Raw genomic sequence first — 23318 nt, forward strand, 5'->3', positions numbered from 1 at the left:
AGGGCCGGCGAGCGGCCCTGCCTCAGCTCTGGTTGTAGAAGCCGTCCGACCGGTGCACCGCGGGCTCCCCGCTGACGACCACGGTGTCGGCCGGGCTGAGCAGGAACACGCGGTTGGACACGCGCTCGATGGAGCCGCGCAGACCGAAGATCAGCCCTGCGGCGAAGTCGACGACGCGCTTGGCGTCACCGGCGTCCATGGCGGTGAGGTTGATGATGACGGGGATCCCGTCCCGGAACAGCTCGCCGATGGCGCGGGCGTCCCGGAAGCTGTCCGGGGTGACCGTGCCGATGCGGCGGCCCTTCTCCTCGGCGACGTCCGTGGCCACCTTGACCCGCGGATCGGTGACCCAGGCGTCCCCCGGCTCGGTTCCGTCGGAGTAGTCGTCGTCGTAGTAACGCTCGTCTTCGTTGTCGTCGACGAGGCCAAGCCAGGCACTTGCCTTGCGTACCGATCCCATGGACGCCTCCTCTCACAGCGGTCCTTCTTGCTTTCCGCATCCCTATGGTCGTCCATGATGCGGATGGCGCGCCAAGTGATGGGACGCCGCGCGGGGGGTTTGTGACGGTACTGGTGCACGGAGAATCCGTCGAGAGCCCAAGCCCCCCAAGGGTCTTGACGTAACCGGATGCTGACTGTGAGTGAAATATGATTCTTCTCGGCGTATGGGTGATGGGTGACGCGTACGGGTGAATGCGACAGTCGGTACGATGCCGGCGCTCCACTTCGCGGCACCCACGGGGGAACGTCATGTTCGGAATGGTCAGGCCCTGCCGGCATCGGCTCGGTGAACGCCTCACGGCTCAGTGGACGGCGCATCTGTGCGGGTTGTGCCTGGCGTTGCGCGGTGACCACGGGCAGCTCGCACGCGTGGTCACCAACTACGACGGGCTGCTCGTCTCGGTCCTGACGGAGGCTCAGGCGGTCCGTGCGGACGCCGGACGGCGCACGGCGGGGCCGTGTCCGCTGCGCGGCATGCGGACCGCCTCCGTCGCGCACGGCGAGGGCGCGCGACTCGCGGCGGCCGTCTCGCTGGTCCTGGCCTCCGCCAAGGTGCGCGACCATGTGGCCGACGGGGACGGGCTGCTGGCCCGCCGACCGGTGGCGCTCGCCGCGCGCCGCGTCGCCGCGAGCTGGGACCGGGCCGGGGCGCGGACCGGTTCGGCCGTCGGGTTCGACACGGCCGTCCTGGTCGACGCCGTCGACCGGCAGGCCGGCATCGAGGCCCTGGCCGGGCCGGGTACCCCGATCCTCACCGTCACCGAACCGACCGAGACCGCCACCGCGGCGGCCTTCGCGCACACCGCGGTGCTCGCCGGGCGCGCGCACAACGCCGGGCCGCTGGCCGAGGCCGGGCGTCTCTTCGGCCGGCTCGCCCATCTCCTGGACGCCGTGGAGGACCTGGAGGCCGACGCCGCGGCGGGCGCGTGGAACCCCCTCACCGCCACCGGAACCCCCCTCGCCGAGGCCCGCCGGCTCGCCGACGACGCCGTGCACGGCATCCGGCTCGCGCTGCGCGAGGTGGAGTTCGGCGACGGAGGTCTGGCGCACCGGCTGCTCGTCCACGAACTGCCCAACTCCGTCCACCGTGCCTTCGATACCGTTTCTTGTGCCCACGGCTCCGGCCCCTACGCCCCGCCCGGCGCACCGGGCATGCCCGGCGGCCCGGTGCCGCCCGAGCCGCCGCGCCGCGACCGGCGCGGGTTGCTCGCCGGCTGCGCGGTGTGGCTGGGGCTGGCCTGTACGTGCCAGATGTGCTGCGGCACGTACGGGGATCCCTGGAGCGGGGAGCACAAGGAGGGGGTCTGTTCCCGGTACGACTGCGGCGGGTGCTGCGACTGCTGCAACTGTTGTGAGTGCTGCAGTCGCTGCGGTGAGGACGGCGGTTGCGACTGCGGCTGCGACTGCTGAACCGGCGTCCGGAGGGGCTCGTAGAAGCAACCGGAGGGGTGACTTCCGGCCATTTCCGGGGGCCTGCGCGCGGCGGTGACGCTGGGGTGTCGGCCGGTGACGCAAGGGGTGTGGCGGGTCAACCCGCACAGCCGGTTCAAAGGGTGACGTCCGAAAGGCACTCTTGCGCCGACCGGCCGTTCGGCCGAATACTCACCCCCAGCGCTTGTCAGGGGCACGGCATGTTCGGAATCCGGACGGCCTGCCCCCTGCCTGCGCCTCACGGGCCCGAACCCCACGGGGCCCCCTACTTCCTTTGTGGAGGAACGAGAAGTGAGGATCAAGCGCACCACCCCCCGCAGCGGCATCTCGAGACGCACCCGGCTGATCGCCGTCTCCACCGGCCTCGTGGCCGCCGCCGCGATCGCGATCCCCAGCGCGAACGCGTCCGAAGCACCCGCCACCTTCAGTTCCGCCGAGCTCAACAGCGTCAGCGGATCGGTACTGAAGGCCGACATCCCGGGCACCGCCTGGGCCGTCGACAGCAAGACCAACCGGGTCGTCGTCACGGTCGACAGCACGGTGTCCCAGGCCGAGATCGCGCAGATCAAGCAGCAGGCCGGTGCCGACGCCGACGCGCTGCAGATCAAGCGCACGCCCGGTACGTTCAGCAAGCTCATCCAGGGCGGCGACGCCATCTACGCGAGTAGCTGGCGCTGCTCCCTCGGCTTCAACGTCCGCAGCAGCAGCGGTGTCGAGTACTTCCTGACCGCCGGTCACTGCACCGACGGCGCGGGCACCTGGTACTCCAACTCCGCCCGCACCACGGCCATCGGCACGACCGCCGGCTCCAGCTTCCCGGGCAACGACTACGGCATCGTGCGCTACACCGGTTCCGTCAGCCGCCCCGGCACCGCGAACGGCGTGGACATCACCCGCGCGGCCACCCCGGCTGTGGGCACCACCGTCATCCGTGACGGCTCCACCACGGGTACGCACAGCGGCCGGGTCACCGCGCTCAACGCGACCGTGAACTACGGCGGCGGCGACATCGTCTCCGGCCTCATCCAGACCACGGTCTGCGCCGAGCCCGGCGACTCCGGCGGCTCGCTGTACGGCAGCAACGGCACCGCGTACGGTCTGACCTCCGGCGGCAGCGGCAACTGCTCCTCCGGCGGCACGACCTTCTTCCAGCCGGTGACGGAGGCCCTGAGCGCCTACGGCGTCAGCGTCTACTAGGCCTGCTGGAGCTGCTGGACCTGCTGGGTCGACGGACCAGCAGCGAGTCGCCCGTCCAGGAGGACGGACCGGGAGCCGGCCGGTACCACCGGCCCCCGGAGGTTCCACCGCAGCCGGCAGCACGACGAGCCCCCGCACGGCAACCGCCGTGCGGGGGCTCGCTCTTGTGGGGGTACGGAGCCGTCGGGGCCCTTGCGGAAAGCCCCGGCGTTCAGTCCGGAAGGTGCCCCCCGGTGCGGTCCCGGGACTCCACGGCGCCTCTCACGGTGAACAGCTGATCGGTTCTCGGTAGCGGCGCAGACCCCGGGCTTCAGTTCTGGGGACAGCCGCCCCATGATGATGGCCGCACCAGTCCACCGTCAGGTAGCTCCGCGCTGCATAGTTAGACCCGTGGCAGTTACCTTGCGCTCGAACGCGAACATCACGTTCCAGTGCGCCTTTCACGTGGTGTGGTGCCCGAAGTGCCGGCGCCGTGTGCTGGGCGGGCGGATCGAAGCGCGGCTGGAGGAGATCATCCGGGAGGTCGTGGCCGAGAAGGGTGCGTGGCTGGTCGAGTTGGAGGTCATGCCGGACCACGTTCACCTCCTGGTGGAGGTCGACCCGCAGTTCGGTGTGCACCGGCTCGTGAAGGCGGTCAAGGGTCGGCCCTCCCGCGTGCTGCGGGAGGAGTTCCCGGCGCTGAAGTCGCGCCTGCCCACGCTGTGGACCAACAGCTACTTCGTCGCCACTGTCGGCAGCGCACAGCTGGAGGTCGTGAAGAAGTACGTCGAGAGCCAGAAAAACGTCTGAGGAGGGAGGTGGACCATGCTGGCCGGACGGAAGTACCGGCTCGGCCTCACGGCCGAGCAGGCGGAGATGGCGGAGGAGTTCGGGAACATCTGCCGGTCGGTGTGGAACACCGCTCTCGAACAGCGCCGCGAGTACCGGCGGCGCGGGGCGTGGATGAACTACGTCCCGCAGGCTGCCGAGCTGGCCGACGCCAAGCGCGAGTACGAGTGGCTGCGCGCCGCCCCCTCGCATGTCCTCCAGCAGACCCTGAAGGACCTCGACAAGGCATGCCGGACCCACGGCACATTCAAGGTCCGCTGGCGCTCCAAGGCCTGCTGGAACCCCTCGTTCAGGTTCCCCGCCGGGAACCTCGTCACAGTGGAACGGCTGAACCGCGCATGGGGCCGCGCGAAGCTGCCCAAGCTGGGCTGGGTCACCTTCCGCTGGTCCCGTCACCCCGGCGGCGAGATCCGCTCCGCCACCGTCTCCCGCAAGGCCGGGCACTGGTACATCTCCTTCCTCGTCGAGGACGGCATCCTCACCCCCGGGCGCCATGCGGGCACGCCAGTCGGGATCGACCGGGGCGTCGTCGTCGCGGCGGCCACGAGCACAGGCGACTTCCACGACCGCGAGTTCGTTACCGCCGGGGAGAAGTCCCGATACCGGCGTCTTCAGCAGCGTCTAGCCCGGTCGAAGAAGGGCTCGGCGAACCGCCGCAAGACCCTCGCGGCGATGAACCGGATCATGGGCCGGGTCACCGACAGGCGCGCCGACTTCTGCGCGCAGACAGCGAACCGGCTCACCACCCGCCACAGCGTGGTGGTGCTGGAGGACCTGCGCACGAAGAACATGACCGCTTCGGCCAAGGGCACGAAGGCAGAACCCGGCCGCAACGTCTGCCAGAAAGCCGGACTGAACCGGGCGATCCTTGACAAGGGCTGGCACCGCATGGAGCTGGCCATCCGCAACGCAGCACGCTCGACCGGCACCGAAGTGGTCCTGGTCAACCCCGCGTACACGTCGCAGACGTGCAACCGGTGCGGGCACGTGGATGCGAAGAACCGTGAGAGCCAAGCGGCCTTCGTATGCACGTCCTGCGGCCACCGGGACCACGCCGACGTGAACGCCGCGAAGAACATCCTCAGCGCGGCGGGACACGCCGTGCCAGCCTGTGGAGACCTCGCCGTTGGGCGGTCGGTGAAGCAGGAACTTCCGGGACCCCGCGAGGCAGTACCGGTCCAACTTGCTTTCGAGCTGGTTGGAATCCCCCGGCTTTAGCCGTGGGGAGGAAGTCAACTGTCAGTCCCCGCAGTCCGAAGGACGCCGTACGATCGCAGCCGGACGGGCGGGGACGCCGAACGCCTCGCAGAGCGCAGGAAAGACCAGAACGGAACTCCCGGTGCAGCGCGTTGAGGCAAAAAGTCCCGGCAAGGCCGGACGAATCAGGCCGGAATGCCTGGACTTCGGGCCAGGGAGCCGGTAAACGTCGAGGGACACATACCAGGACGCGCCGGGCGGCGCCGGTCGCGGGATCACCTGATGAGCCACTTCGGACCCTGGGGGCCGCGATGGTCGAGGAACTGGTGGCGGCGGGAGTGGTGCTGGCGTCCGTCGGAGCGGTCGGTCTGCTGTCGGCGGCGCGGGTCGTCAAGCAGTACGAGCGCGGGGTGGTCCTCCGGCTCGGCAGGCTCCGCCCCCAGGTGCGGGGGCCGGGGCTCACGCTGGTCGTTCCGTTCGTGGAGCAGCTGCACAAGGTCAATCTGCAGATCGTCACGATGCCGGTGCCCGCGCAGGAGGGCATCACCCGGGACAACGTCACCGTGCGGGTGGACGCGGTCGTCTACTTCAAGGTCGTCGACGCCTCCGCCGCACTCATCAACGTCGAGGACTACCGGTTCGCGGTCTCCCAGATGGCGCAGACCTCACTGCGTTCCATCATCGGCAAGAGCGACCTCGACGATCTGCTGTCCGACCGGGAGAAACTGAACCAGGGGCTGGAGTTGATGATCGACAGCCCGGCGGTCGGCTGGGGCGTGCAGATCGACCGGGTCGAGATCAAGGACGTCTCGCTGCCCGACACGATGAAGCGGTCCATGGCCCGGCAGGCGGAGGCCGACCGCGAGCGGCGGGCCCGGGTCATCAACGCCGACGCCGAACTGCAGGCGTCGAAGAAACTGGCCGAGGCCGCCCAGCAGATGGAGGAGACGCCGTCCGCGCTGCAGCTGCGGCTGCTGCAGACGATCGTGGCGGTCGCGGCCGAGAAGAACTCCACCCTGGTGCTGCCCTTCCCGGTGGAGCTGCTGCGCTTTTTGGAACGGTCCGCCCAGCCGCCGGCACAGGGCCCGGTGGAGCAGCGTCGGTCCACCCCGTCCCGCTCGAACGGGGATCAGGAAGAGGCGAATTCAAGCCAGGGTCAGACGCCCTGAATCACCCTGCGGGTTACCCGCTCGTAGTGTTTGCGGTGTGAAGCTGCCCGCGTGTCCATGACCTGTCAGGACATAGAGGGTGCATGGACGTTGCCGTACGTGCGTCCTGAAGTCGGCCTTGTGTGCTCCCTGTGGGCCTCGGAATAGTGGGCGGCGTTCAACCAGCAGGGGTGCGGCCTTTTTTGTGTGCCGCCCCCGTAGCCGTAAGCCTTCCGGTCCGTGAGGTCCCCACAACCTCCCGGACCGTCCCCCCACAGGAGGTCGTGAGTTGAAGCACCGACGCATGCCCAGGCGGCGCGTTGCCATGACGGGTGCGGGCATCGCCGCGCTGGTCGCCGCGGGAGTCACCTTTCAGACTGCGAACGCCAGTGAGACCCCGGAGGTCTCCACGCCCCGGACTCTCTCGATCGCGGCGGCCGGAAACCTCGCCTCGACGCTCGTCGAGGACCTCGGCGCCGACGCGGCGGGAACGTACTACGACGCGAAGAGCAAGAGCCTCGTGGTGAACGTGCTCGACGAGGCCGCCGCCGAGACCGTCGAGGCGGCCGGCGCCGAGGCGAGAGTCGTGGCGAACTCCCTCGCCGAGCTGAAGAGCGCGCGCACCACCCTCACGCAGGACGCGACCATCCCGGGTACCTCCTGGGTGACCGACCCGACCACCAACAAGGTCGTGGTCACCGCGGACCGCACGGTCTCCGAGGCCGAGTGGGCCACCCTGACGAAGGTCGTCGACGGGCTCGGGGCCAAGGCCGAACTCCAGCGCACCAAGGATGAGTTCAAGACCTTCGTCGCGGGCGGCGACGCCATCACCGGAAACGGCGGGCGCTGCTCGCTCGGCTTCAACGTGACCAAGGGCGGCGAGCCGTTCTTCCTCACCGCCGGGCACTGCACCGAGGGTATCTCCACGTGGTCGGACTCCTCCGGCACCGTGATCGGCGAGAACGAGGCGTCCAGCTTCCCGGGCGACGACTACGGCCTGGTCAAGTACACCGCCGACGTGGACCGTCCGAGCGAGGTGAACCTCTATGACGGCTCCACGCAGGCGATCTCCGGCGCCGCCGAGGCCACCGTCGGCATGCAGGTCACCCGCAGCGGCTCCACGACCCAGGTGCACTCCGGCACGGTCACGGGCCTGGACGCTACCGTGAACTACGGCAACGGCGACATCGTCAACGGCCTGATCCAGACCGACGTCTGCGCCGAGCCGGGCGACAGCGGCGGCTCGCTCTTCTCGGGCAGCAGCGCGGTGGGTCTCACCTCCGGCGGCAGCGGCAACTGCACCTCCGGCGGTACGACCTTCTTCCAGTCGGTGACGGAGGCCCTCTCGGCGACCGGCACCCGGATCGGCTGATCCACCCGCGGTACCCGTAACACCCGCGGTACGCACACGGACGTCCCGTCCCTCTCTGCGAGGGGCGGGACGTCTTCCGTGTGTCCGCCCGGCGCGGGAGGTGCGGTCGCTGCGCGAAAGTCTACCGCGCATCGCGCCCGACGGGGCGTTTTATCACCTTTGGTGACCCATTATCAGGTGACGCCGCACGCCGTCGGCGGGCGTGGAGATTTTTTACCGACCCGTAACTTCCCCGCAGGGCTACTCACCCGTAACTTGACGAGTGAACAACATCCTCGTGATCCGGGTCACAGGGCGCAAGGCCGTCGCACTCTCCCCTCGACGTGCAAGGAGATCACACGATGCTGCCCTGGAAGCGAGTGGCCAGACCGCTGGCCGCACTCCTGCTGGCCGCCGCGGCCGTCACCGTCCCCACCACCGGTGCCCACGCCGCGGCTTCATCCAGCTCGGGCTGGAACGACTACACCTGCAAGCCGTCCGCCGCCCACCCCCGCCCCGTCGTCCTGGTCCACGGCACCTTCGGGAACTCCGTCGACAACTGGCTGGGCCTCGCGCCCTATCTGAAGCACCGCGGCTACTGCGTCTTCTCCCTCGACTACGGTCAGCTCGCCGGTGTCCCCCTCTTCCACGGCCTCGGCCCCATCGAGCGGTCCGCGGAACAACTCGACGCCTTCGTCGACAAGGTGCTCGCCGCGACCGGCGCCACCAAGGCCGACCTCGTCGGGCACTCGCAGGGCGGCATGATGCCCCGCTACTACCTCAAGTTCCTCGGCGGGGCCGACGAGGTGAACGCCCTCGTCGGGATCGCCCCCAGCAACCACGGCACCACCCTCGGCGGCCTCACCAACCTGCTGCCCTACTTCCCGGGCGCCGGGGACCTGCTGAACGAGACCACCCCCGCCCTCGCCCAGCAGATCACCGGCTCCGCCTTCCTCACCAAGCTGAACGCGGGCGGCGACACCGTGCCCGGCGTCCGCTACACCGTCCTCGCCACCCGGTACGACGAGGTGGTCACCCCCTACCGCAGTCAGTACCTGAGCGGACCGAACGTACGCAACGTCCTGCTCCAGGACCTGTGCCCGCTCGACCTGTCCGAGCATCTGGCGATCGCGCTGTTCGACCGGATCGCCTTCCACGAAGTCGCCAACGCCCTCGATCCGGCCAACGCCCGACCCACCACCTGCGCTTCGGTGTTCAGCTGACACGTGTAGCAGGTGACACGTGTAGCAAGTGGCATGTACAGCCGGTGACCCGTGCGGTCGCTGAGACGCATGCCGGGGGCCTGTCCGGCCTGAGCCGCCGGACGGGCCCCCGGGTACGGGCGGAGTCGGATCAGCGACCGTTGCGTCCGCTCGCCGTGCGCCGCCGGTTGGAGGCGAACAGCGCCGCCGAACCGAGCGCCAGCGTCGCGGCTCCGCCGACCATCAGGTACGGGGTGTTCCCATCGCCCCCGGTCTCCGCGAGGTTCTCCGAAGCACCGGCCGCCTTGGGCTGGTTGGGGGCGGCCTCGGTGGTGTCGTCGGGGGCGTCGCCGGCCGCCGCGCCGGAGCCGTCGTCCGTGGTGTCACCGGTGGTGCCGTCGGCCGCCGGGGTCGGCTGTGCCGTGGTGTGCGGGTCGTCGTCCCCGTGCCCGTGGTTCTCGATGGTCGACTTCTCGGCGCCCTCCTCGACCTGCTCCTCGGAGGGGGCGGAGGCGGCCGGCGCCGGGGCGGCCGCGCTCTTGGGCGTGTCGCCGCCGGACGCGGCGCCGCTGCCGGCGGTGTTCTTGTTCGCGGTGCTTCCGCTCGTCCCGCCGAACGTGACGTCCGAGCAGGAGTAGAACGCCTCCGGGCTGTCCGAGCGCTGCCACACCGCGTACAGCAGCTGCTTGCCGGAGCGCTCGGGGAGGGTGCCGGTGAACGTGTAGAAACCGCCGGAGGCGGCCGGGTCGGTGGAGGTCGCCACCGGGTTCGCCAGATCCAGGTCGCCCCAGCCCAGCGGCTTGGACGGGTCGTAGCCGGGCTTGGTGATGTACACCTCGAAGGTGCCCTTGTGAGGGGCGGTCACCCGGTACTTGAAGGTGTACGAGCCGCTGCTCACCGCAGTGGTCGGCCAGTCGTCGCGGACCAGGTCGAGTCCCTTGAACGCCTCGTTGTTCGCACTGCAGAGCTTGCCGTCGGGGATGAGCTCCTCGTGGCGTCCGCCCGCGTCGCCGATGCGCACGCCGTTCCAGTCGTAGAGCGCCTGGGTGCCGCCGGCCGCGACCGCCGCCTGGCACGCCGCCGACTTCGGGCTCTCCGGTCCCTCGGCGAAGCACTGCGCGACCCTGCTGACCGGGTCGCCCATCGAACCGTGCGCGGCCGCCGGTGCGGCGGACAGCCCGGTCAGGGCGAGCGGGACGATACCGACGGCGGCGACGGCGGCCTTGCGGCGTGCGGTCATGGGGCAGCAACTCCTCGGAACGATCACTGGACTTGGGGGGAATCCCGTGGGGGGACGGGTCAGAAACTAGCCCCAGGGAACAGTGGAATCGCCTGGCAGAGGCTGTGCGAGGAGATCCTTATGGCCGCGTTAAGGAAGCGCTCAGGCTGAGATCAGGTAGCAGCCCGAGCGGCGTGACGGACGCCGCCGACCGGAGGGGCTCAGCCGTCCGGCCACCAGGTGCGGGCGATGTCCTCGCGGATCTCCGGGCGTGCGGCCGGGCGCTCGTCGGTCTTCTCGCGGATCCGGCGGGCTTCCGTCTTCTTCGGGGGCTTCTGTGCGGTGACACGGCGCATGGCTGCCTCCTTCGGGGTCCACGGACACCGCGGTCTCGCAGGGGTGGACCTTTCGGGGGAGAGTTCCTCATCGGTCCCGATCTGTCTGTGGCCCCGGTCACGAATCGATTGTCAGTGGCAGCTGCCACTCTTGCCCCATGACCGACGAGAGTGACGTCACGGGCACGGCGGGTGTCGACTGGGACCTGGCGGCCGCGGCCTTCGACGAGGAACCGGATCACGGGCTGCGCGATCCCCGGGTGCGCGAGGCCTGGGCCGGGCGGCTGCGTTCCTGGCTGCCCGCCCGGGCGGGCGATGTCCTGGACCTCGGCTGCGGCACCGGCAGCCTGTCCCTGCTCGCCGCAGCGCAGGGACACCGGGTGACCGGAGTCGACCGGTCCCCGGCCATGGTGGCGCTCGCCCGGGAGAAGCTCGCCGGACGTGACGCGGTGTTCCTCGTCGGTGACGCCGCGGCGCCACCGACGAGGGAGCGGCGTCACGACGTCGTTCTCGTACGGCATGTGCTGTGGACGCTGCCCGATCCGGCCCGGGTGCTGCGGCACTGGCGGGGGCTGCTGCGTCCCGGCGGCCGGCTGGTGCTGGTCGAAGGAGTGTGGGGCACGGTGAGCCCCGTCGGCATACCGGTGGACCGGCTCACCTCGCTCCTCGCCCCGTTCGCCGGACACCTGCGGGTCGAGAGGTTGTCGGACGAGACGGCACTGTGGGGGAGGGAGGTGGGCGACGAACGGTACGTGGTGGTCGCGACGCCGGAGTGAGGTGAGCCCGGTCGGGCCCGGCTCCTCAGCTCAGGAGCGCGTCGAAGCGGTCCTCGCGGGCCCGGGTCTCCAGTTCGTCGAGGGCGGCGACGGCGGCGGCCGCCGCACGGGGGTCCGTCTCCGGGAGGCCGCTCGCCGCGAACTCGTCCTCGTCGAGCCGCCGTACGTCCGTGCCGTCGGCGGAGCGCCACAGGTCCAGGTCGAGGTCCTCGACCACCAGCTCCGTACCGGTGAGCACGGCCGGGCGGGTGATGTCGCAGTAGTGGCCCTTGAGGGTGCCCCCGGCGGTGCGCACCTCCTTCACGGAGTACCACCGGTCGCGCCAGTAGTGCTCGGTGAAGACGTCACCGGGTTCGAAGCGGACGAAGCCGAAGTCACGGGTGCCGTCGCCCGCCCAGGGGGCGCGCACGGTGATGCGGGCGCCGTCGTCGGAGAGGAGGTCGGCGGGATAGCGGATCTTGGTGCGGCCCGCCTTGACGAGGACGACCTCGACGCGTGCGGGGCCCTCAGCCGAGTTCGCGGACATGGCGTACCTCCGTTGCGCAGATTTCGTAGCCGAACCACTTGTTGATCGCGATCATCGGTTCGTTCCCGGTGTCGTTGCCCGTGAAGGCCTCCGTGCACCCGGCGGCGCGGGCGCGGTGCAGGGAGGCGTTCTTGGCGAGTTTGGCCAGGCCCCGGCCGCGGTGGACGCGGGCGGTGCCGGTCATGGCGGTGCCGTAGCGGCCGTCACCGTCGGTGTGGACCGCGGTGAAGGCGGCGGGGGCGCCGTCGACCACCGCGACCGTGGTCAGGGCGGGGTCGAGCAACGGGTGCCGCCAGGTCTCCTCGAGCCATGCCCCGTAGTCGGTGGGCTCGGTGTCGATGTCGCTCGGTTCGTCCGACGAGGTCTCCGCGTCCAGGACGAACAGCGGGTGCGGATCGTCGGCGAAGTCGGCGCCGGTGCGCAGTTCGACGCCGGGCGGCGGATCCTGGAGCGGCGGCAGGATGCCGTTCGTCAGGTCCAGCCGCAGGAAGTACGCGGACCGGCCGGCCCGGTAGCCGCGCCGCTCGGCGAAGGCGCGGTTGTCCGGCGCGTCCATGACCCAGGTGTAGACCTTGTGGGCGCCGAGGGCGGCCAGGCGTTCCTCGACGGCGCGCAGCAGCAGCGACCCGGCGCCGCGCCGGCCCCTGTCCGCCCGTACGTAGACGCTGGCGGAGCCCTGGCCGGGCTCCGGGCTGTCGTGGGCGAGGCTGAGCTGGACGACACCGATGATCTCCCCGTCCTCCTCGGCGACGAGCTGCCCGAAGTGGGCGTCGGGGTGGGAGCGCCGCAGATGGTGCAGCACGGACTCGGGGGTGGACAACATGAAGGGGACGGCGAGCCTGCGCACACGGGAGAACCCCTCGGCGTCGGCTCGGACTTCGGGGCGCAGGTCGCGCACGATGATGGCCATGAGGGCGCACGCTACGGGGGGACGCGCTGGGACTGCCTCCCATTTTCCGCCGGGTGCGGGACAATCGGGCCGTGACCCTGAAGATCCATATCGACGACAGCGCGCCCCCGTACGAGCAGGTGCGGGCGCGGATCTCCGAGCAGGCGCGGTCGGGAGCCCTGCCGGTGGGCTACCGGCTGCCGACGGTGCGGGGCCTGGCCGAGACGCTCGGCCTCGCCGCGAACACGGTGGCCAAGGCCTACCGCGCGCTGGAGGCGGACGGCGTGATCGAGACCCGCGGCCGCAACGGCACGTTCGTCGCCGCCGCGGGGTCGGCCGCGGAGCGGGAGACGGCGTCGGCGGCCCAGGCCTACGCGGAGCGGGTGCGGCGGCTCGGGCTGAGCGAGGAAGCGGCCCTGGCCGCCGTACGGGACGCGCTGCGGGCGGCCTACGGGGGATGAGTCGCGGGGGCGGCCCAGGGGAGGCGGCCGCGGGCGGCTACAGGTACAGCCCCGCCTCCGCCTTCCCGCGTGGTTCCGGCAGTGCCGTCGGGGAGGTTCCCCGGCGCAGGGCGTACAGCTCGGCCAGGGTGGCGCCCTCGCGGCCGACGCCGTCCTCGTGGCCCAGCCAGTTCACCGCCTCCGTCCGGGTCAGCGGCCCCACCTCGATGCGGGCGAGGCAGCGGCCCGGGCGGACGACGGCCGGATGGAGGCGCTCCAGGTCCTCGTCAGGCCTCTCCGTGGATACCCCGTCTTCGGGCGGGGTGGGGGTACCGCCCGCTTGCGGGGGAGGAACGGACTCCTGCGGAGCGGGGTAGGGAGTGGGGCTTCGCCCCCAGGGCGAAGGACCGCCCCACCATACAGGGGGAGTTGAGTGGATTGAGTGGTAGAGTCGGCTTCGCCCGGCTGGCGAGAACCAAGTCGGTCGGGTCTACCGCCGGGCCGGCGGGATGTCAGGTCTGTGGAGCTGGCGTAAGACCGATGGCTGGTACACCAGCCCCTGCCGTTTGTTCGGGTCGGCTGCTGTCGATGAAGCAGAAAGCTCAACCCGCGAGGGCTGAATCTCCCTGCTTCAGCTGGGAGAGATGCCAACAGGAGGTCCATCGCGTGGGCCACCGGCGCGGTGTAGTTGGGCCGGAGCTCGTCCCAGGTGCCCGCGGAGATCTGCCGTGTGGTGCGGTGCGGACCACGGCGCGGGGAGACGTACCAGAAGCCCATGGGCACGTTCTCCGGCTGCGGTTCCGGTTCGTCCGCCGCACCGTCCGTCGCCTCGTCCAGGATCTTCGCCGCGAGTTCGGCGGTGGTCGCGGTGACGGTGACGTCGGCGCCCCGGTTCCAGCGGGAGACCAGCAGCGTCCAGCCGTCGCCCTCGGCCAGGGTGGCGCTCCGGTCGTCGTCCCGGGCGATGCGCAGCACCTCGGCGCCGGTGGGCAGCAGGGTCGCGGCGGAGCGCACCCGGTCGATGGTGGCCGCGTGAGAGAACGGCTGCTCGCCCGTTGCGAAGCGGCCGAGGAACAGCGCGTCGACGACGTCGGACGGGGAGTCGCTGTCGTCGACGTTGAGCCGGATCGGCAGGGCGTCGCGCGGGTCTGCAGGCATGCCGCCATGATCGGTCACCCGGGTGCCCCGCGCACCCGGTTTCCGTGGGCGCGCGGGGTCGTACGGGTGGTCCGGGGCAGCGGCCGGCCCGGTCGTGCCGGACGGCGTCACCGGCGGCCGGGCGCCGCCAGCCGCCGCGCGTGCCGCGCCCGGCGGACCACCGCGTACCCCTTGGTCAGGGCCCGGTCCCGGACGAACACGCGGCTGAGGGCGCGGCCTTCCACCAGCCGTTCGAACTCGGCGGTGTCCGTCGACCGGCGCACCGTGACGCGCCGCAGCGCGTACGGCCCCTGGGCCCGGCGGGCGAGACCGTTGCCGACGGCGAGGGCCTGCGCGTACCCCGTCTCCCGCACCGCCTCCCGCACCCGGCGGCTGGAGTAGCCGTAGGGATAGGCGAACGAGGCGGGCGTGCGGCTCAGTTGGTCCGAGATGATCTCCTTGCAGAGGATCAGTTCGGAGCGCAGCCGCCGGTCGTCGAGCTGGTCGAGCTGCGGGTGGCTGTGGCTGTGGCCGCCGATCTCCACACCCGCGTCGGCCAGTTCGCGCACCTGGTCCCAGTCCAGCATGGTGTCCAGGCCGCCGCCGGTGTCGTGCGGCCCCCGGAGCCATCCGGTGGAGACGAACAGGGTGGCCGGGAAGCCGTGCCGGGCGAGCACGGGCAGGGCGTGCCGGTGCACGCCCTCGTAGCCGTCGTCGAACGTGACGAGCACCGGTCGCGCGGGCAGCGGGCGTCCCGTGCGCCAGCAGGCGGCCAGTTCCGCCGTGTCCACGGGAGTGAGGCCCCGCTCGGCGAGCACCGCCATCTGCCCGGCGAACGCCTGCGGGGTCACGGACAGCGCGCGGGTGGCGTCGTTGGGCTCGGCGGCCACCGAGTGGTACATGAGGATCGGGACGCGTTCGTCAGTCACCTCGGCCACGGGCACCTCCCTGCTCCCCGCCCGGGTGCTCCCCGGCACGGCGGGCCTCGCCGCCGACGTCGGCCACGGAGAACGTGACCCCGCCCCGCCGGGCCCGCACGCTCCCCACCACGTACCCGCCCGCCGCCGTGAGCACCCCGGCGACGATCGCGCCCGCGCGTCCCGCGCCGCCCGGCCGGGCCAGCAGGGCGTCGCGCAGCCCCCGGACCACCCCGGCCGGCAGGACACGCGTGGTGTACCGGCGTTCCGACTCCAGTCCCTTCCCGGCGCCGACGCTCCGCGCCACCAGCGCCTTGGACAGCCCCTCGGCGTAGGTGCGGGTGCGGAAGTAGCGGAAGCGCTCGCGGACCGGGGGCACCCGGTGGTGGATCACCGCACGGTCGTCGATCAGCAGGACCGCGTCGGGCCGGGCGCGGCTGAGGCGGATGCACAACTCCGTCTCCTCCCCGCCCAGCGGGCGCTTGTCGCCGTCCCGCCCGATACCGGTGGCGAAGCCGCCCGCGGCGTCGAAGGCGCTGCGCCGGAAGGAGGCGTTGCCGCCGAGGACGTTGCGCACCCGCACCCGTCCGCGCGGCAGCCCCCGGTACGTGCAGCCCACCACCCAGTCGAACTCCTCGGGGAACCAGGAGGGGCGCCGCCCCGACGCCCAGAGGGGCTCGGTGCGCCCGCCGACCGCCATCACCCGCGGATCGGCGTAGCCCTCGGCGAAGTGCCTGAGCCAGTCGCGTTCGGCCACGGCGTCGTCGTCGAGGAACGCGACGATCTCACCGCGCGAGGCGGCGATGCCGGTGTTGCGGCCGGCGGACAGACCGCGGGGGCCCGCGTTGGCGAGCACCCGCACGTCGTCGGTGTCCTGGTACTCCTTGCCCAGACGGTCCAGCAGACCCTGGTGGTGGTCAACGACCAGCAGGGTCTCCAGGGCCGGCCGGGACTGCGCCCGCACCGAGGCGACCGCCGCGAGGACGTCCTCCCAGCGGTCCTCGGTGTAGGCGCAGATCACGACCGAGATGCCGGTGTCGCTCAAGACACCTTCCCCCGGACCGTTTCGAGCAGCGGCGAGTGACGCGGACGGCGGCGCAGGGCCCGCCGGTTGGAGCGTTCCCCGAGGATGACCCCGAGGACGCGGAACCCGTCCCGCACGGCCCGCAGATTGCTCGTGCCGTGGATGCGCAGGTACTCGTGGCTGGGTATCTCCTGCACTCTCAGCCCGGCCTTGACGACCCGGATGTTCATCAGGGTCTCGACCTCGAAGCCGGTGCAGTCGAGGTCGATCTTGTCCAGGCAGTGCCGCCAGAAGGCGTTGTAGCCGTAGCAGAGGTCGGTGTAGCGGGCGCCGAACTTGCGGTTGACGACACCGCACAGGACCCGGTTGCCGAGCTTGCGGATGAAGGTCATGTCGTCGGTGCCGCCGCCGTTGGCGAAGCGGGACCCCTTGGCGAAGTCGGCGCCCGAGACGAGGGCGGAGACGTACGACACGATCTCGTTGCCGTCGGCCGAGCCGTCCGCGTCGACCATCACGATGATGTCGCCGGTGCAGGCCTGGAACCCGGTGTTCAGGGCGTCCCCCTTGCCCTTCCCGCGCTGTTCGACGACCTTGACGTCCGGCCACAGCTCGCGGGCCACTTCGACGGTGTCGTCGGTGGAGTTGCCGTCGACCAGAACCACTTCGTGGACCCAGTCGGGAAGCGTCTTGAAGACGTACGGCAGGTTCTCCGCCTCGTTCATGGCCGGGATCACCACGCTCACCGGCGGTGCGATGGCCAGGTGCGAGGAGACGGGCCGGTACTTTCCGGTGGCCGGCGGATTCTCGTCCGCGGTCGCCGGCTGCAGAACGGAACTCATGAGTCTGATCCCTCTCGTCCGGTGGGCCGCCCGCCCCCGGGCGGCCCGGCTGTTCGTCCGGTTCGAAAGGGGGGTTCTCACCCGCGGCACGACGGAACGGAGTTCCGCGCACGCCGGGTGAGCTGGCAAAACTGGCCGGCCGCAGAAAGCGACGGCCGACCGCGCGGCACGGCTCGGTCACCGTTGCGGTCACCGAGCACGGCACCCCCCTACCGCGCCCCGCCCCGGTTCGTCGCGGTCCTGAGCCCTCCCCTGGGCCGCATACTGACGAACCGGTGCGAGTGAGATGTATTGCAATGTGTGACGGTATTGATGGTTGAACCCCTATGGCAAGACCTGGAGTCAGATCTCACGTTTTTGTTGGTTTGGCTGTTGCGGGACCCCCCGGCCGGACGGTCCCGGCCCGCACGAGCAGAGCCTTCCGCTCGGCCGGCCGGAAGGGCTTGGGCCGGCGGTCCCCGAAGAAGGCCTCGGTGAAGACGCGTTGACGCCGATGGTCTGCGTGATCCGTATGGTCTGCATGGCCGACTTTGCCCCCCGAAGCGCCGGATGACGGGCTTCAATGTGGCGCAGCCCGTTGTGGGCGTCAAGGTCCGAACGACCCTAAGGCCTGAATTCGTCCGGGATTGAACAGGCCTGCCCGGATGGGGTCCGAGGCGGACAAGCCGCCTGATCCTGGGGGAAGTCACAGTTTTGGCATGGACACTTCCAGTCAACGCGCGTAGTTGCTATGAAAGTTGCGGCAGAGATCCTGCTAAAGGGAGGTTCCATGAGACGTTCCCGGCTTTCCGTCCTTCTCGGCTCACTCCTCCTCGCCGTCGCCACCGCCCTCACCGGGGCAGCCACGGCGCAGGCTTCCCCACAGGCCGCCGCCGGCTATGTGGCGCTCGGCGACTCCTACTCCTCCGGCGTCGGAGCCGGCAGCTACATCGGCTCCAGCGGCGACTGCAAGCGCAGCACGAAGGCCCACCCCTACCTCTGGGCCGCCGCCAACTCCCCCTCGTCCTTCGACTTCACCGCCTGCTCGGGCGCACGGACCGATGACGTCGTCTCCGGGCAGCTCGGCCCGCTCAGCGCCACCACCGGACTCGTCTCGATCAGCGTGGGCGGCAACGACGCCGGTTTCGCCGACGTCATGACGACCTGTGTGCTCCAGTCCGAAAGCACCTGCCTCTCGCGGATCGCCACCGCGCGGGCGTACGTCCAGTCGACGCTGCCCGGCCGGCTCGACAGCGTCTACTCCGCCATCCGCACCCGGGCCCCGAACGCCCATGTCGTCGTCCTCGGCTACCCCCGCTTCTACCAGCTCGGCACGTCCTGCGTCGGCCTCTCCGAGGCCAAGCGGAAGGCGATCAACGACGCGGCCGACCTCCTCGCCACCACCATCGCCCAGCGCGCCCGCGCACACGCCTTCACCTTCGGCGACGTGCGCACCGCCTTCACCGGCCACGAGATCTGCTCCGCCAACTCCTGGCTGCACAGCGTGAACTGGCTCAACATCGGTGAGTCCTACCACCCGAAGGCGGCCGGCCAGTCCGGCGGCTACCTCCCGGTGCTCAACAGCGCGGCCTGATCCGGACGCACGGCCCCCGGTGGCCGCCCGCTCAGGGGGCGGCCACCGAACCGGAACGAGAGGGGGAGGCCCCGCCCGACGGGGTCTCCCCCTCGCACGTCACCGAGAACGGCACCGAGTCGGACCTCGTGCGCACCGGCTCCCGCACCTCCACCCCGATCCAGTTCTCGAACATCCCGGTCGTCGAATACGTCGTCACGGTCACCGTGTCCCGCCGGGTGTGCCCGCCGTCCCGCGGGAACGACAGCGTCCGCCACCCCCGGTCGGCCACCGAACCGTCCTCGGACACCCAGCGGTAGGACACCTCCGCGGGCAGCCGGCCCACCGTGAACGTCGCCGTGAACGCCGGCGCCCGCTCCCTCGGCGGCGGACAGACCCCGGAGTACTCCGTGTGCGCGCCCTCCACCGTCACCCGCACCGACTGCGGCGGCGGGGTGGTCTCCTCACCGTCGTCGTAGCCGTCGTCGCCGCTCGCGGAGACGGTCGGGGCCGGCCCGTCGGTCCGCCCGGCCGTCTCCCCGCCGCCCTCGTCCCGGTTCTCGCCACCGGTCCGCGTGGACGAACTCGCGCCGCCTCCCCGGGGGTCGGTGCCGGAAGCGTCCCCGCCGTCCCCGCCGTCCCCGCGGTTCAGCAGCGCGTACGTCAGCCCGGCCAGCGCCAGGACCAGTACGGCCACGCCCGCGACCAGGGCGGCGGCGGTACGGCGGCCGCGCCCGGGGCGGGCGGTTTCGGCGATCCCGGCTGCCGGAGCCGGAGCTGGAGCCGGAACCGGGGGCAGGGGAGCGGCGGTGGCCCCGTGCGGGTGGGGGCGCGTGGCGACGGTGGGGGTGTACGGCGCCGCCCCCGCCGTGCCGGCGCGGGGCGTGCCTTCCGGGGAAGGGGTGCCCCCGGCGGCGACGAGCCGCAGGTCCTGCTGCGCCCGCTCCGCCGGCAGCCGCTCGGCCGGGTCCTTGCGCAACAGCCCCTCGACGACCGGGGCCAGCGGCCCGGCCCGGCGCGGCGGCGGCAGTTCCTCGTCGACGATCGCACGCAGGGTGCTCAGCGGGGTGTCCTGACGGAACGGCGAGCAGCCCTCCACCGACGCGTACAGCAGCACACCGAGCGACCACAGGTCCGACTCGGGGCCGGGGGTACGGCCCAGCGCCCGCTCCGGGGCGAGGAACTCGGGCGATCCGACGACCTCCCCGGTCATGGTCAGCGCGGAGCTGCCCTCGACCACGGCGATCCCGAAGTCGGTGAGCACGATCCGCCCGTCGTTCGCGATCAGCACGTTGGCGGGCTTCACGTCCCGGTGCAGCACCCCGGCACCGTGCGCGGCGCGCAGCGCGGCGAGCACCTCCGCGCCGACGTGCGCGGCGCGCCGCGGATCCAGTGGGCCCTCGGCCTCCAGGACATCGGCCAGGGACAGGCCGCGGACCAGTTCCATGACGATCCACGGACGTCCGTCCTCGGTCGCCACGTCGTACACCGTCACCACATTGCGGTCGGTGATCCGGGCGGCCGCCCACGCCTCCCGTTCGAGCCGGGTGTACATCCGCTCCACGTCGGCCGCCGAAAGCCCCGCCGGAGCACGTACCTCCTTGACGGCCACCTCACGGTGCAGCACCTCGTCGCGGGCCCGCCACACGGTTCCCATACCGCCCTCACCCAGCGGCGACAGCAACCGGTACCGGCCCGCGATCACCCGCTCACTGCCCGGTTCCTCGGACATGGCGCCCCCCATCGCATCCGGGCGAATTATTCGTTTCCTCATGAAAATAGCTCAGCCGAGTGCGGATGCCGCCCCTCTGAACACCAATCCGGCGCCCAGGACCACGACGGCGAACGCCGATCCCAGGGGGGCGCTCCGGCGCACGAGCGCAACCGCCGGGCGCGTGGTCCAGCGCGGGCGCCGGGCAAGGAGCCGGGTCACTCCGCTGCCCGCCTTGACGACGGCGTACCCGGCGGCGGTGAGGGTGAGGGCCAGCCCGATGCCGTACGCGACGACGAGCAGCAGCCCGAACCAGGCCTGACCGAGGGCCGCGGCGCCCACCAGCACCACGACGGCGGACGGACTGGGCACCAGCCCGCCGGCGAAGCCGAGCAGGATCGTGCCGCGGAGGGTGGGGGCGACGGGGTGGGTGTGGGTGCGACCGCCGTGGGTGTGCTGGACGGCATGGGGGTGCGGGTGACCGGGACGGTCGTGCGGGCCGTGAACGTGATCATGGCTGCCGTCGCCGTCGCCGTGGTCGTGGTGATGCGTGTGGTTCCGGTTGCGCAGTGCGCGGCGGAGGAGGTTCGCGCCCGCCAGGGTGACGAGTGCCCCGCTCGCGATGCCGAGCCAGGCGACCACCGAGGGCGCGGCGGCCGAACCGGCCGTGACCAACAGGCCGAGGGCGACCACACCGAGGGTGTGGGTGACCGTCACCGAGGCGGCCAGCGGGAGAACGTCCCGCATTCGGGCCCTGCCGCCCCGGGCTGCCGCCGTCGCGGCCATGAGCGTCTTGCCGTGACCCGGCGCGAGCGCGTGCGCCGCGCCGAGGACGAGCGCGATCAGCAGCGCGAGCGCCGCGAAGCCCGCCGTGAGGTCGTGCCGCGCGATGAGATTGTCCAGGGCGCGGGTCCACCGGTCGGCGGCGCGGGGCAGCACGGAGGCGGTCGGCGCGTCGGGCTCCGTCCCCGCCAGCGCGGGACCGCCCGCACGCACCCGCAGGGCCGCGGTCGTGGTGTCGGCCGGTGAGGACAGCAACTCTTCGGGGTAACGGGTCAGTTCGCGTGACTGCGAGGTCCTCGGTACGTCCGACGCTGCCAGCGTCATCCGGTCACCGCGCGCGGTGACCTCCCGCCAGCCGGGACCCGAGGACGCCCCGGCCCCGCGGAAGTCGACGTCCACCGGATCGACCTCGGGCAGCGGGGCCGTCAGCCGGCACTCCACACGCAGCGTGTCGAGCCCTGCCTGACCGGGGTAAACGCGCGCGTGGCTGCTTCTCGCGGTGACGGGGACCTTCCGTCCCCCGACGCGGACCTTGCTGTCGCGGGCGGCGGTGGCGCAGCGCCGCCGGGCCCACTCGTCCATGCCCAGCGCCTCGACGTCCGGCTGCACCTGGGTGGCCGGGATCTCGGCGAGGTCCTCGACATGATGGACGCGGAGCTCGCCGGGCGCGGCGACCAGACCGTCGTAACGGTTGACGGTGAAGTTGCCGAGCGGGTGCGCGCTCGCCGTCGCCATCGGCACCAGGGCGAACGCGCAGGCGGCGGTGAGGACGGTGATGCCGACGGCCGGCGTACGACGGAGGTTCACCGCGTCGCCTCCAGGTCCCCCAGGGCGGCACGGGCCGCGCGGGCACCGAGAGGGGAGAAACCGGGGTTCAGCTCCAGCGCCGCCGTGAGGGACCGGCGGGCGTCGCCCTTGTGGCCGGTGGCGTGTTCGATCATGCCGCGGTGGTAGAGGAAGGCGGCGTTGCGGTAGCCCGTGGCCGTGGCCCGGCGGGCGTAGGGGAGTGCCTCCTCGGAGCGTCCGTTCCGGTGCAGGGCCCAGGCGAGGGCGTCCGCGGTGTGGACGCTGTGCCGCCGGTCCCATTCGGTGCGGGCCGCGCGCAGGGCGGTTCGGGTGTCGCCGTGGTCGGCGGCGGCGAGCGCCGTGTCGAGGTCGGCGTTGACCCCGCCGGCGCGGGCGAGGGCGGTCTGCGCGTCGACGAGGACGTACTGGTCCTGGGCCTTCGCGCGGTCGCCTTCGGCGCCCCGGGTCTCGTACAGCTCGCCGAGGGCGACCAGCGGGCCGGGCAGCGGGGAGCGGGCGACGACCTGCTCCAGGGTCTCGATCCCGCCCGCGCGGTCACCGCTCGCGGCCTGGGCGCGGGCCCGGCCCTCCAGGGCGGGGAGGTACTCCTCGTCGGCGCCGAGCGCCCGTGCGTAGTGACGCAGGGCGACTTCGTGGTCCCCCTGGTTCCAGGCCAGTTGACCGAGCGCGGTCGCCACGTACGCCACGTCCGGGGCCGCGGACGCGCTGTCCAGGGCCCGTTCCAGTACCTTGCGGGCGGTCCTCACGTCGCCGCGCAGTTCCCGGACGTACGCGTACCGCGTGAAGACGGGCACCCCCGGGCGCCTGCTGTCCGCCGTGTCGGCGGCCTCGGCGGCCTCGTCGTACCGGCCGAGCTCGACCAGGGCGTCGATCCGGGAGGACAGAGCGCGCTCGCTGTAGGGGTTCTGCCGCAGGGCCCGGTCGGCGTACTTCAGGGCGCCGGAGAAGTCGTGCCGGGCCGCGGCGAGGGCGGCACGGCCGGCCAGGGCCTGCTCATTGCCGGGCTCGAGCGCGAGAGAGCGGACGAACGCCCGCTCCGCCTGCGGGTAGCGCGAGGGGTCACCCTTGGTCCGCGCCTGCTCGACGTAGGCGAGCCCCAGGACGGCCCACCCGCCGAAGTTCCTCGGCTGGAGACGGAGATGGGCCTGCAGGGAGCGGATCCCGGCGTCGAGGTCGCCCCGGGCGAGCACACCGGCCGCGAGCGTCCCGGTCGCGGGAGCGGCCTCGGCCGGCGTCCTGCCCCGGGCGCCCCCGGCGGCGACCGTCCCGGCGGTCGCCGCGACGGCCAGCAGTGCGGCGCACACCGTGAGACGCAGCCCGCGCGAGCGTCGCGCGGCGCCGGAGAACCGGCGCAGGGCGGCCGTCCGGGCGCCGGAGGAGAAGGTGCCGGGGCCGGCACCCGGCTGCGCGCGTGTCGTCCTCGGCGGTGCGGTGGGCTCGGCGGGCCCGGTGCCCCGGCCGCCCTCCGGGGCGTGGTCGTTCGTACGCGGAGGCATGCCTCTCCTCGG

General features: G+C 71.9%; 21 protein-coding genes and 1 pseudogene. 10 read left to right on the top strand and 12 right to left on the bottom strand.

Annotated features, from left to right (window positions below; translation table 11 throughout):
• Positions 1-22: 22 nt before the first annotated feature.
• A complete protein-coding gene (locus PYS65_RS28735) occupies positions 23-460 on the bottom strand; it encodes a cell division protein SepF (RefSeq protein WP_279336847.1) in 438 nt (145 codons plus the stop codon).
• Positions 461-750: 290 nt separating this feature from the next.
• Between PYS65_RS28735 and PYS65_RS28740 the strand changes: the two genes are divergently transcribed.
• The 7 genes from PYS65_RS28740 to PYS65_RS28770 all read left to right on the top strand — a co-directional run bounded on the left by PYS65_RS28740 (position 751) and on the right by PYS65_RS28770 (position 8876).
• A complete protein-coding gene (locus PYS65_RS28740) occupies positions 751-1911 on the top strand; it encodes a DUF5685 family protein (RefSeq protein WP_279336848.1) in 1161 nt (386 codons plus the stop codon).
• A gap of 312 nt (positions 1912-2223) precedes the next feature.
• On the top strand, positions 2224-3129 hold the full coding sequence (locus PYS65_RS28745) for a S1 family peptidase (protein WP_279336849.1): 906 nt from the start codon (positions 2224-2226) through the stop codon (positions 3127-3129).
• A gap of 390 nt (positions 3130-3519) precedes the next feature.
• A complete protein-coding gene (gene tnpA, locus PYS65_RS28750; protein ID WP_279336850.1) occupies positions 3520-3918 on the top strand; it encodes an IS200/IS605 family transposase in 399 nt (132 codons plus the stop codon).
• A 15-nt stretch (positions 3919-3933) separates the two neighbouring features.
• Positions 3934-5175: an RNA-guided endonuclease InsQ/TnpB family protein gene (locus tag PYS65_RS28755; RefSeq protein WP_279336851.1), complete on the top strand. Its 1242-nt coding sequence runs from the start codon at positions 3934-3936 to the stop codon at positions 5173-5175.
• Positions 5176-5465: 290 nt separating this feature from the next.
• The gene (locus PYS65_RS28760) at positions 5466-6323 is read left to right on the top strand and encodes a slipin family protein (RefSeq protein ID WP_279336852.1); all 858 of its coding nucleotides are present in this window, start codon (positions 5466-5468) and stop codon (positions 6321-6323) included.
• 268 nt (positions 6324-6591) lie between these two features.
• Entirely contained in the window at positions 6592-7674 is a 1083-nt protein-coding gene (locus tag PYS65_RS28765) for a S1 family peptidase (protein WP_443294870.1), read from the top strand.
• A 341-nt stretch (positions 7675-8015) separates the two neighbouring features.
• Positions 8016-8876: an esterase/lipase family protein gene (locus PYS65_RS28770; protein WP_279336853.1), complete on the top strand. Its 861-nt coding sequence runs from the start codon at positions 8016-8018 to the stop codon at positions 8874-8876.
• A 130-nt stretch (positions 8877-9006) separates the two neighbouring features.
• On the opposite strand, the gene PYS65_RS28775 is transcribed toward PYS65_RS28770, so the two are convergent.
• Positions 9007-10095 (bottom strand): lytic polysaccharide monooxygenase, encoded by a 1089-nt coding sequence (locus PYS65_RS28775; RefSeq protein WP_279336854.1) that lies wholly within the window; start codon positions 10093-10095, stop codon positions 9007-9009.
• 200 nt (positions 10096-10295) lie between these two features.
• A complete protein-coding gene (locus PYS65_RS28780) occupies positions 10296-10430 on the bottom strand; it encodes a hypothetical protein (RefSeq protein WP_279336855.1) in 135 nt (44 codons plus the stop codon).
• A gap of 137 nt (positions 10431-10567) precedes the next feature.
• Between PYS65_RS28780 and PYS65_RS28785 the strand changes: the two genes are divergently transcribed.
• Positions 10568-11185 (top strand): class I SAM-dependent methyltransferase, encoded by a 618-nt coding sequence (locus tag PYS65_RS28785; RefSeq protein WP_279336856.1) that lies wholly within the window; start codon positions 10568-10570, stop codon positions 11183-11185.
• Between the two features lie 25 nt (positions 11186-11210).
• Here PYS65_RS28785 and PYS65_RS28790 read toward each other — a convergent pair whose 3' ends face one another.
• Complete coding sequence (locus tag PYS65_RS28790; protein ID WP_279336857.1) at positions 11211-11711, bottom strand: ribonuclease FAU-1 family protein; 501 nt, start codon at positions 11709-11711, stop codon at positions 11211-11213.
• The gene (locus tag PYS65_RS28795) at positions 11692-12621 is read right to left on the bottom strand and encodes a GNAT family N-acetyltransferase (RefSeq protein ID WP_279336858.1); all 930 of its coding nucleotides are present in this window, start codon (positions 12619-12621) and stop codon (positions 11692-11694) included. The genes PYS65_RS28790 and PYS65_RS28795 overlap by 20 nt, the downstream gene beginning before the upstream one ends.
• Before the next feature lie 71 nt (positions 12622-12692).
• On the opposite strand from PYS65_RS28795, the gene PYS65_RS28800 reads away from it, so the two are divergent.
• On the top strand, positions 12693-13061 hold the full coding sequence (locus PYS65_RS28800; protein ID WP_279336859.1) for a GntR family transcriptional regulator: 369 nt from the start codon (positions 12693-12695) through the stop codon (positions 13059-13061).
• Between the two features lie 37 nt (positions 13062-13098).
• On the opposite strand, the pseudogene PYS65_RS35285 reads toward PYS65_RS28800, so the two are convergent.
• The 4 genes and pseudogenes from PYS65_RS35285 to PYS65_RS28825 all read right to left on the bottom strand — a co-directional run bounded on the left by PYS65_RS35285 (position 13099) and on the right by PYS65_RS28825 (position 16957).
• Positions 13099-14198 (bottom strand): annotated as a pseudogene (locus PYS65_RS35285) (DUF5925 domain-containing protein).
• 107 nt (positions 14199-14305) lie between these two features.
• Complete coding sequence (locus tag PYS65_RS28815; RefSeq protein ID WP_279338109.1) at positions 14306-15106, bottom strand: polysaccharide deacetylase family protein; 801 nt, start codon at positions 15104-15106, stop codon at positions 14306-14308.
• Complete coding sequence (locus tag PYS65_RS28820) at positions 15099-16139, bottom strand: glycosyltransferase family 2 protein (protein ID WP_279336860.1); 1041 nt, start codon at positions 16137-16139, stop codon at positions 15099-15101. Before PYS65_RS28820 ends, PYS65_RS28815 begins: the two co-directional genes overlap by 8 nt.
• Positions 16136-16957 (bottom strand): glycosyltransferase family 2 protein, encoded by an 822-nt coding sequence (locus PYS65_RS28825; RefSeq protein WP_279336861.1) that lies wholly within the window; start codon positions 16955-16957, stop codon positions 16136-16138. The genes PYS65_RS28820 and PYS65_RS28825 overlap by 4 nt, the downstream gene beginning before the upstream one ends.
• Before the next feature lie 769 nt (positions 16958-17726).
• Between PYS65_RS28825 and PYS65_RS28830 the strand changes: the two genes are divergently transcribed.
• Complete coding sequence (locus tag PYS65_RS28830) at positions 17727-18530, top strand: SGNH/GDSL hydrolase family protein (protein ID WP_279336862.1); 804 nt, start codon at positions 17727-17729, stop codon at positions 18528-18530.
• A gap of 31 nt (positions 18531-18561) precedes the next feature.
• Here the strand turns inward: PYS65_RS28830 and PYS65_RS28835 are convergent, their stop codons facing one another.
• From PYS65_RS28835 to PYS65_RS28845, 3 genes are read right to left on the bottom strand one after another with little or no spacing between them, the layout of a single operon-like run.
• Positions 18562-20241 (bottom strand): serine/threonine-protein kinase, encoded by a 1680-nt coding sequence (locus PYS65_RS28835; protein ID WP_279336863.1) that lies wholly within the window; start codon positions 20239-20241, stop codon positions 18562-18564.
• 51 nt (positions 20242-20292) lie between these two features.
• Positions 20293-21810 carry an urease accessory protein UreH domain-containing protein gene (locus PYS65_RS28840; protein WP_423836134.1) on the bottom strand — a complete coding sequence of 506 codons (1518 nt, stop codon included), beginning with the start codon at positions 21808-21810 and terminating at the stop codon, positions 20293-20295.
• Positions 21807-23306 (bottom strand): tetratricopeptide repeat protein, encoded by a 1500-nt coding sequence (locus PYS65_RS28845; RefSeq protein WP_279336864.1) that lies wholly within the window; start codon positions 23304-23306, stop codon positions 21807-21809. Before PYS65_RS28845 ends, PYS65_RS28840 begins: the two co-directional genes overlap by 4 nt.
• Between the last annotated feature and the right edge of the window lie 12 nt (positions 23307-23318).

It is taken from the genome of Streptomyces cathayae (assembly GCF_029760955.1).
GTDB classification, from domain to species: Bacteria; Actinomycetota; Actinomycetes; order Streptomycetales; family Streptomycetaceae; genus Streptomyces; species Streptomyces cathayae.

What these genes read in the sequence shown, in the direction of transcription:
- PYS65_RS28735 (WP_279336847.1), bottom strand. Translation starts at nt 460, where the DNA reads ATGGGATCGGTACGCAAGGCAAGTGCCTGGCTTGGCCTCGTCGACGAC.
- PYS65_RS28740 (WP_279336848.1), top strand. Translation starts at nt 751, where the DNA reads ATGTTCGGAATGGTCAGGCCCTGCCGGCATCGGCTCGGTGAACGCCTC.
- PYS65_RS28755 (WP_279336851.1), top strand. Translation starts at nt 3,934, where the DNA reads ATGCTGGCCGGACGGAAGTACCGGCTCGGCCTCACGGCCGAGCAGGCG.
- PYS65_RS28760 (WP_279336852.1), top strand. Translation starts at nt 5,466, where the DNA reads ATGGTCGAGGAACTGGTGGCGGCGGGAGTGGTGCTGGCGTCCGTCGGA.
- PYS65_RS28770 (WP_279336853.1), top strand. Translation starts at nt 8,016, where the DNA reads ATGCTGCCCTGGAAGCGAGTGGCCAGACCGCTGGCCGCACTCCTGCTG.
- PYS65_RS28775 (WP_279336854.1), bottom strand. Translation starts at nt 10,095, where the DNA reads ATGACCGCACGCCGCAAGGCCGCCGTCGCCGCCGTCGGTATCGTCCCG.
- PYS65_RS28780 (WP_279336855.1), bottom strand. Translation starts at nt 10,430, where the DNA reads ATGCGCCGTGTCACCGCACAGAAGCCCCCGAAGAAGACGGAAGCCCGC.
- PYS65_RS28785 (WP_279336856.1), top strand. Translation starts at nt 10,568, where the DNA reads ATGACCGACGAGAGTGACGTCACGGGCACGGCGGGTGTCGACTGGGAC.
- PYS65_RS28790 (WP_279336857.1), bottom strand. Translation starts at nt 11,711, where the DNA reads ATGTCCGCGAACTCGGCTGAGGGCCCCGCACGCGTCGAGGTCGTCCTC.
- PYS65_RS28795 (WP_279336858.1), bottom strand. Translation starts at nt 12,621, where the DNA reads ATGGCCATCATCGTGCGCGACCTGCGCCCCGAAGTCCGAGCCGACGCC.
- PYS65_RS28825 (WP_279336861.1), bottom strand. Translation starts at nt 16,957, where the DNA reads ATGAGTTCCGTTCTGCAGCCGGCGACCGCGGACGAGAATCCGCCGGCC.
- PYS65_RS28830 (WP_279336862.1), top strand. Translation starts at nt 17,727, where the DNA reads ATGAGACGTTCCCGGCTTTCCGTCCTTCTCGGCTCACTCCTCCTCGCC.
- PYS65_RS28835 (WP_279336863.1), bottom strand. Translation starts at nt 20,241, where the DNA reads ATGTCCGAGGAACCGGGCAGTGAGCGGGTGATCGCGGGCCGGTACCGG.
- PYS65_RS28845 (WP_279336864.1), bottom strand. Translation starts at nt 23,306, where the DNA reads ATGCCTCCGCGTACGAACGACCACGCCCCGGAGGGCGGCCGGGGCACC.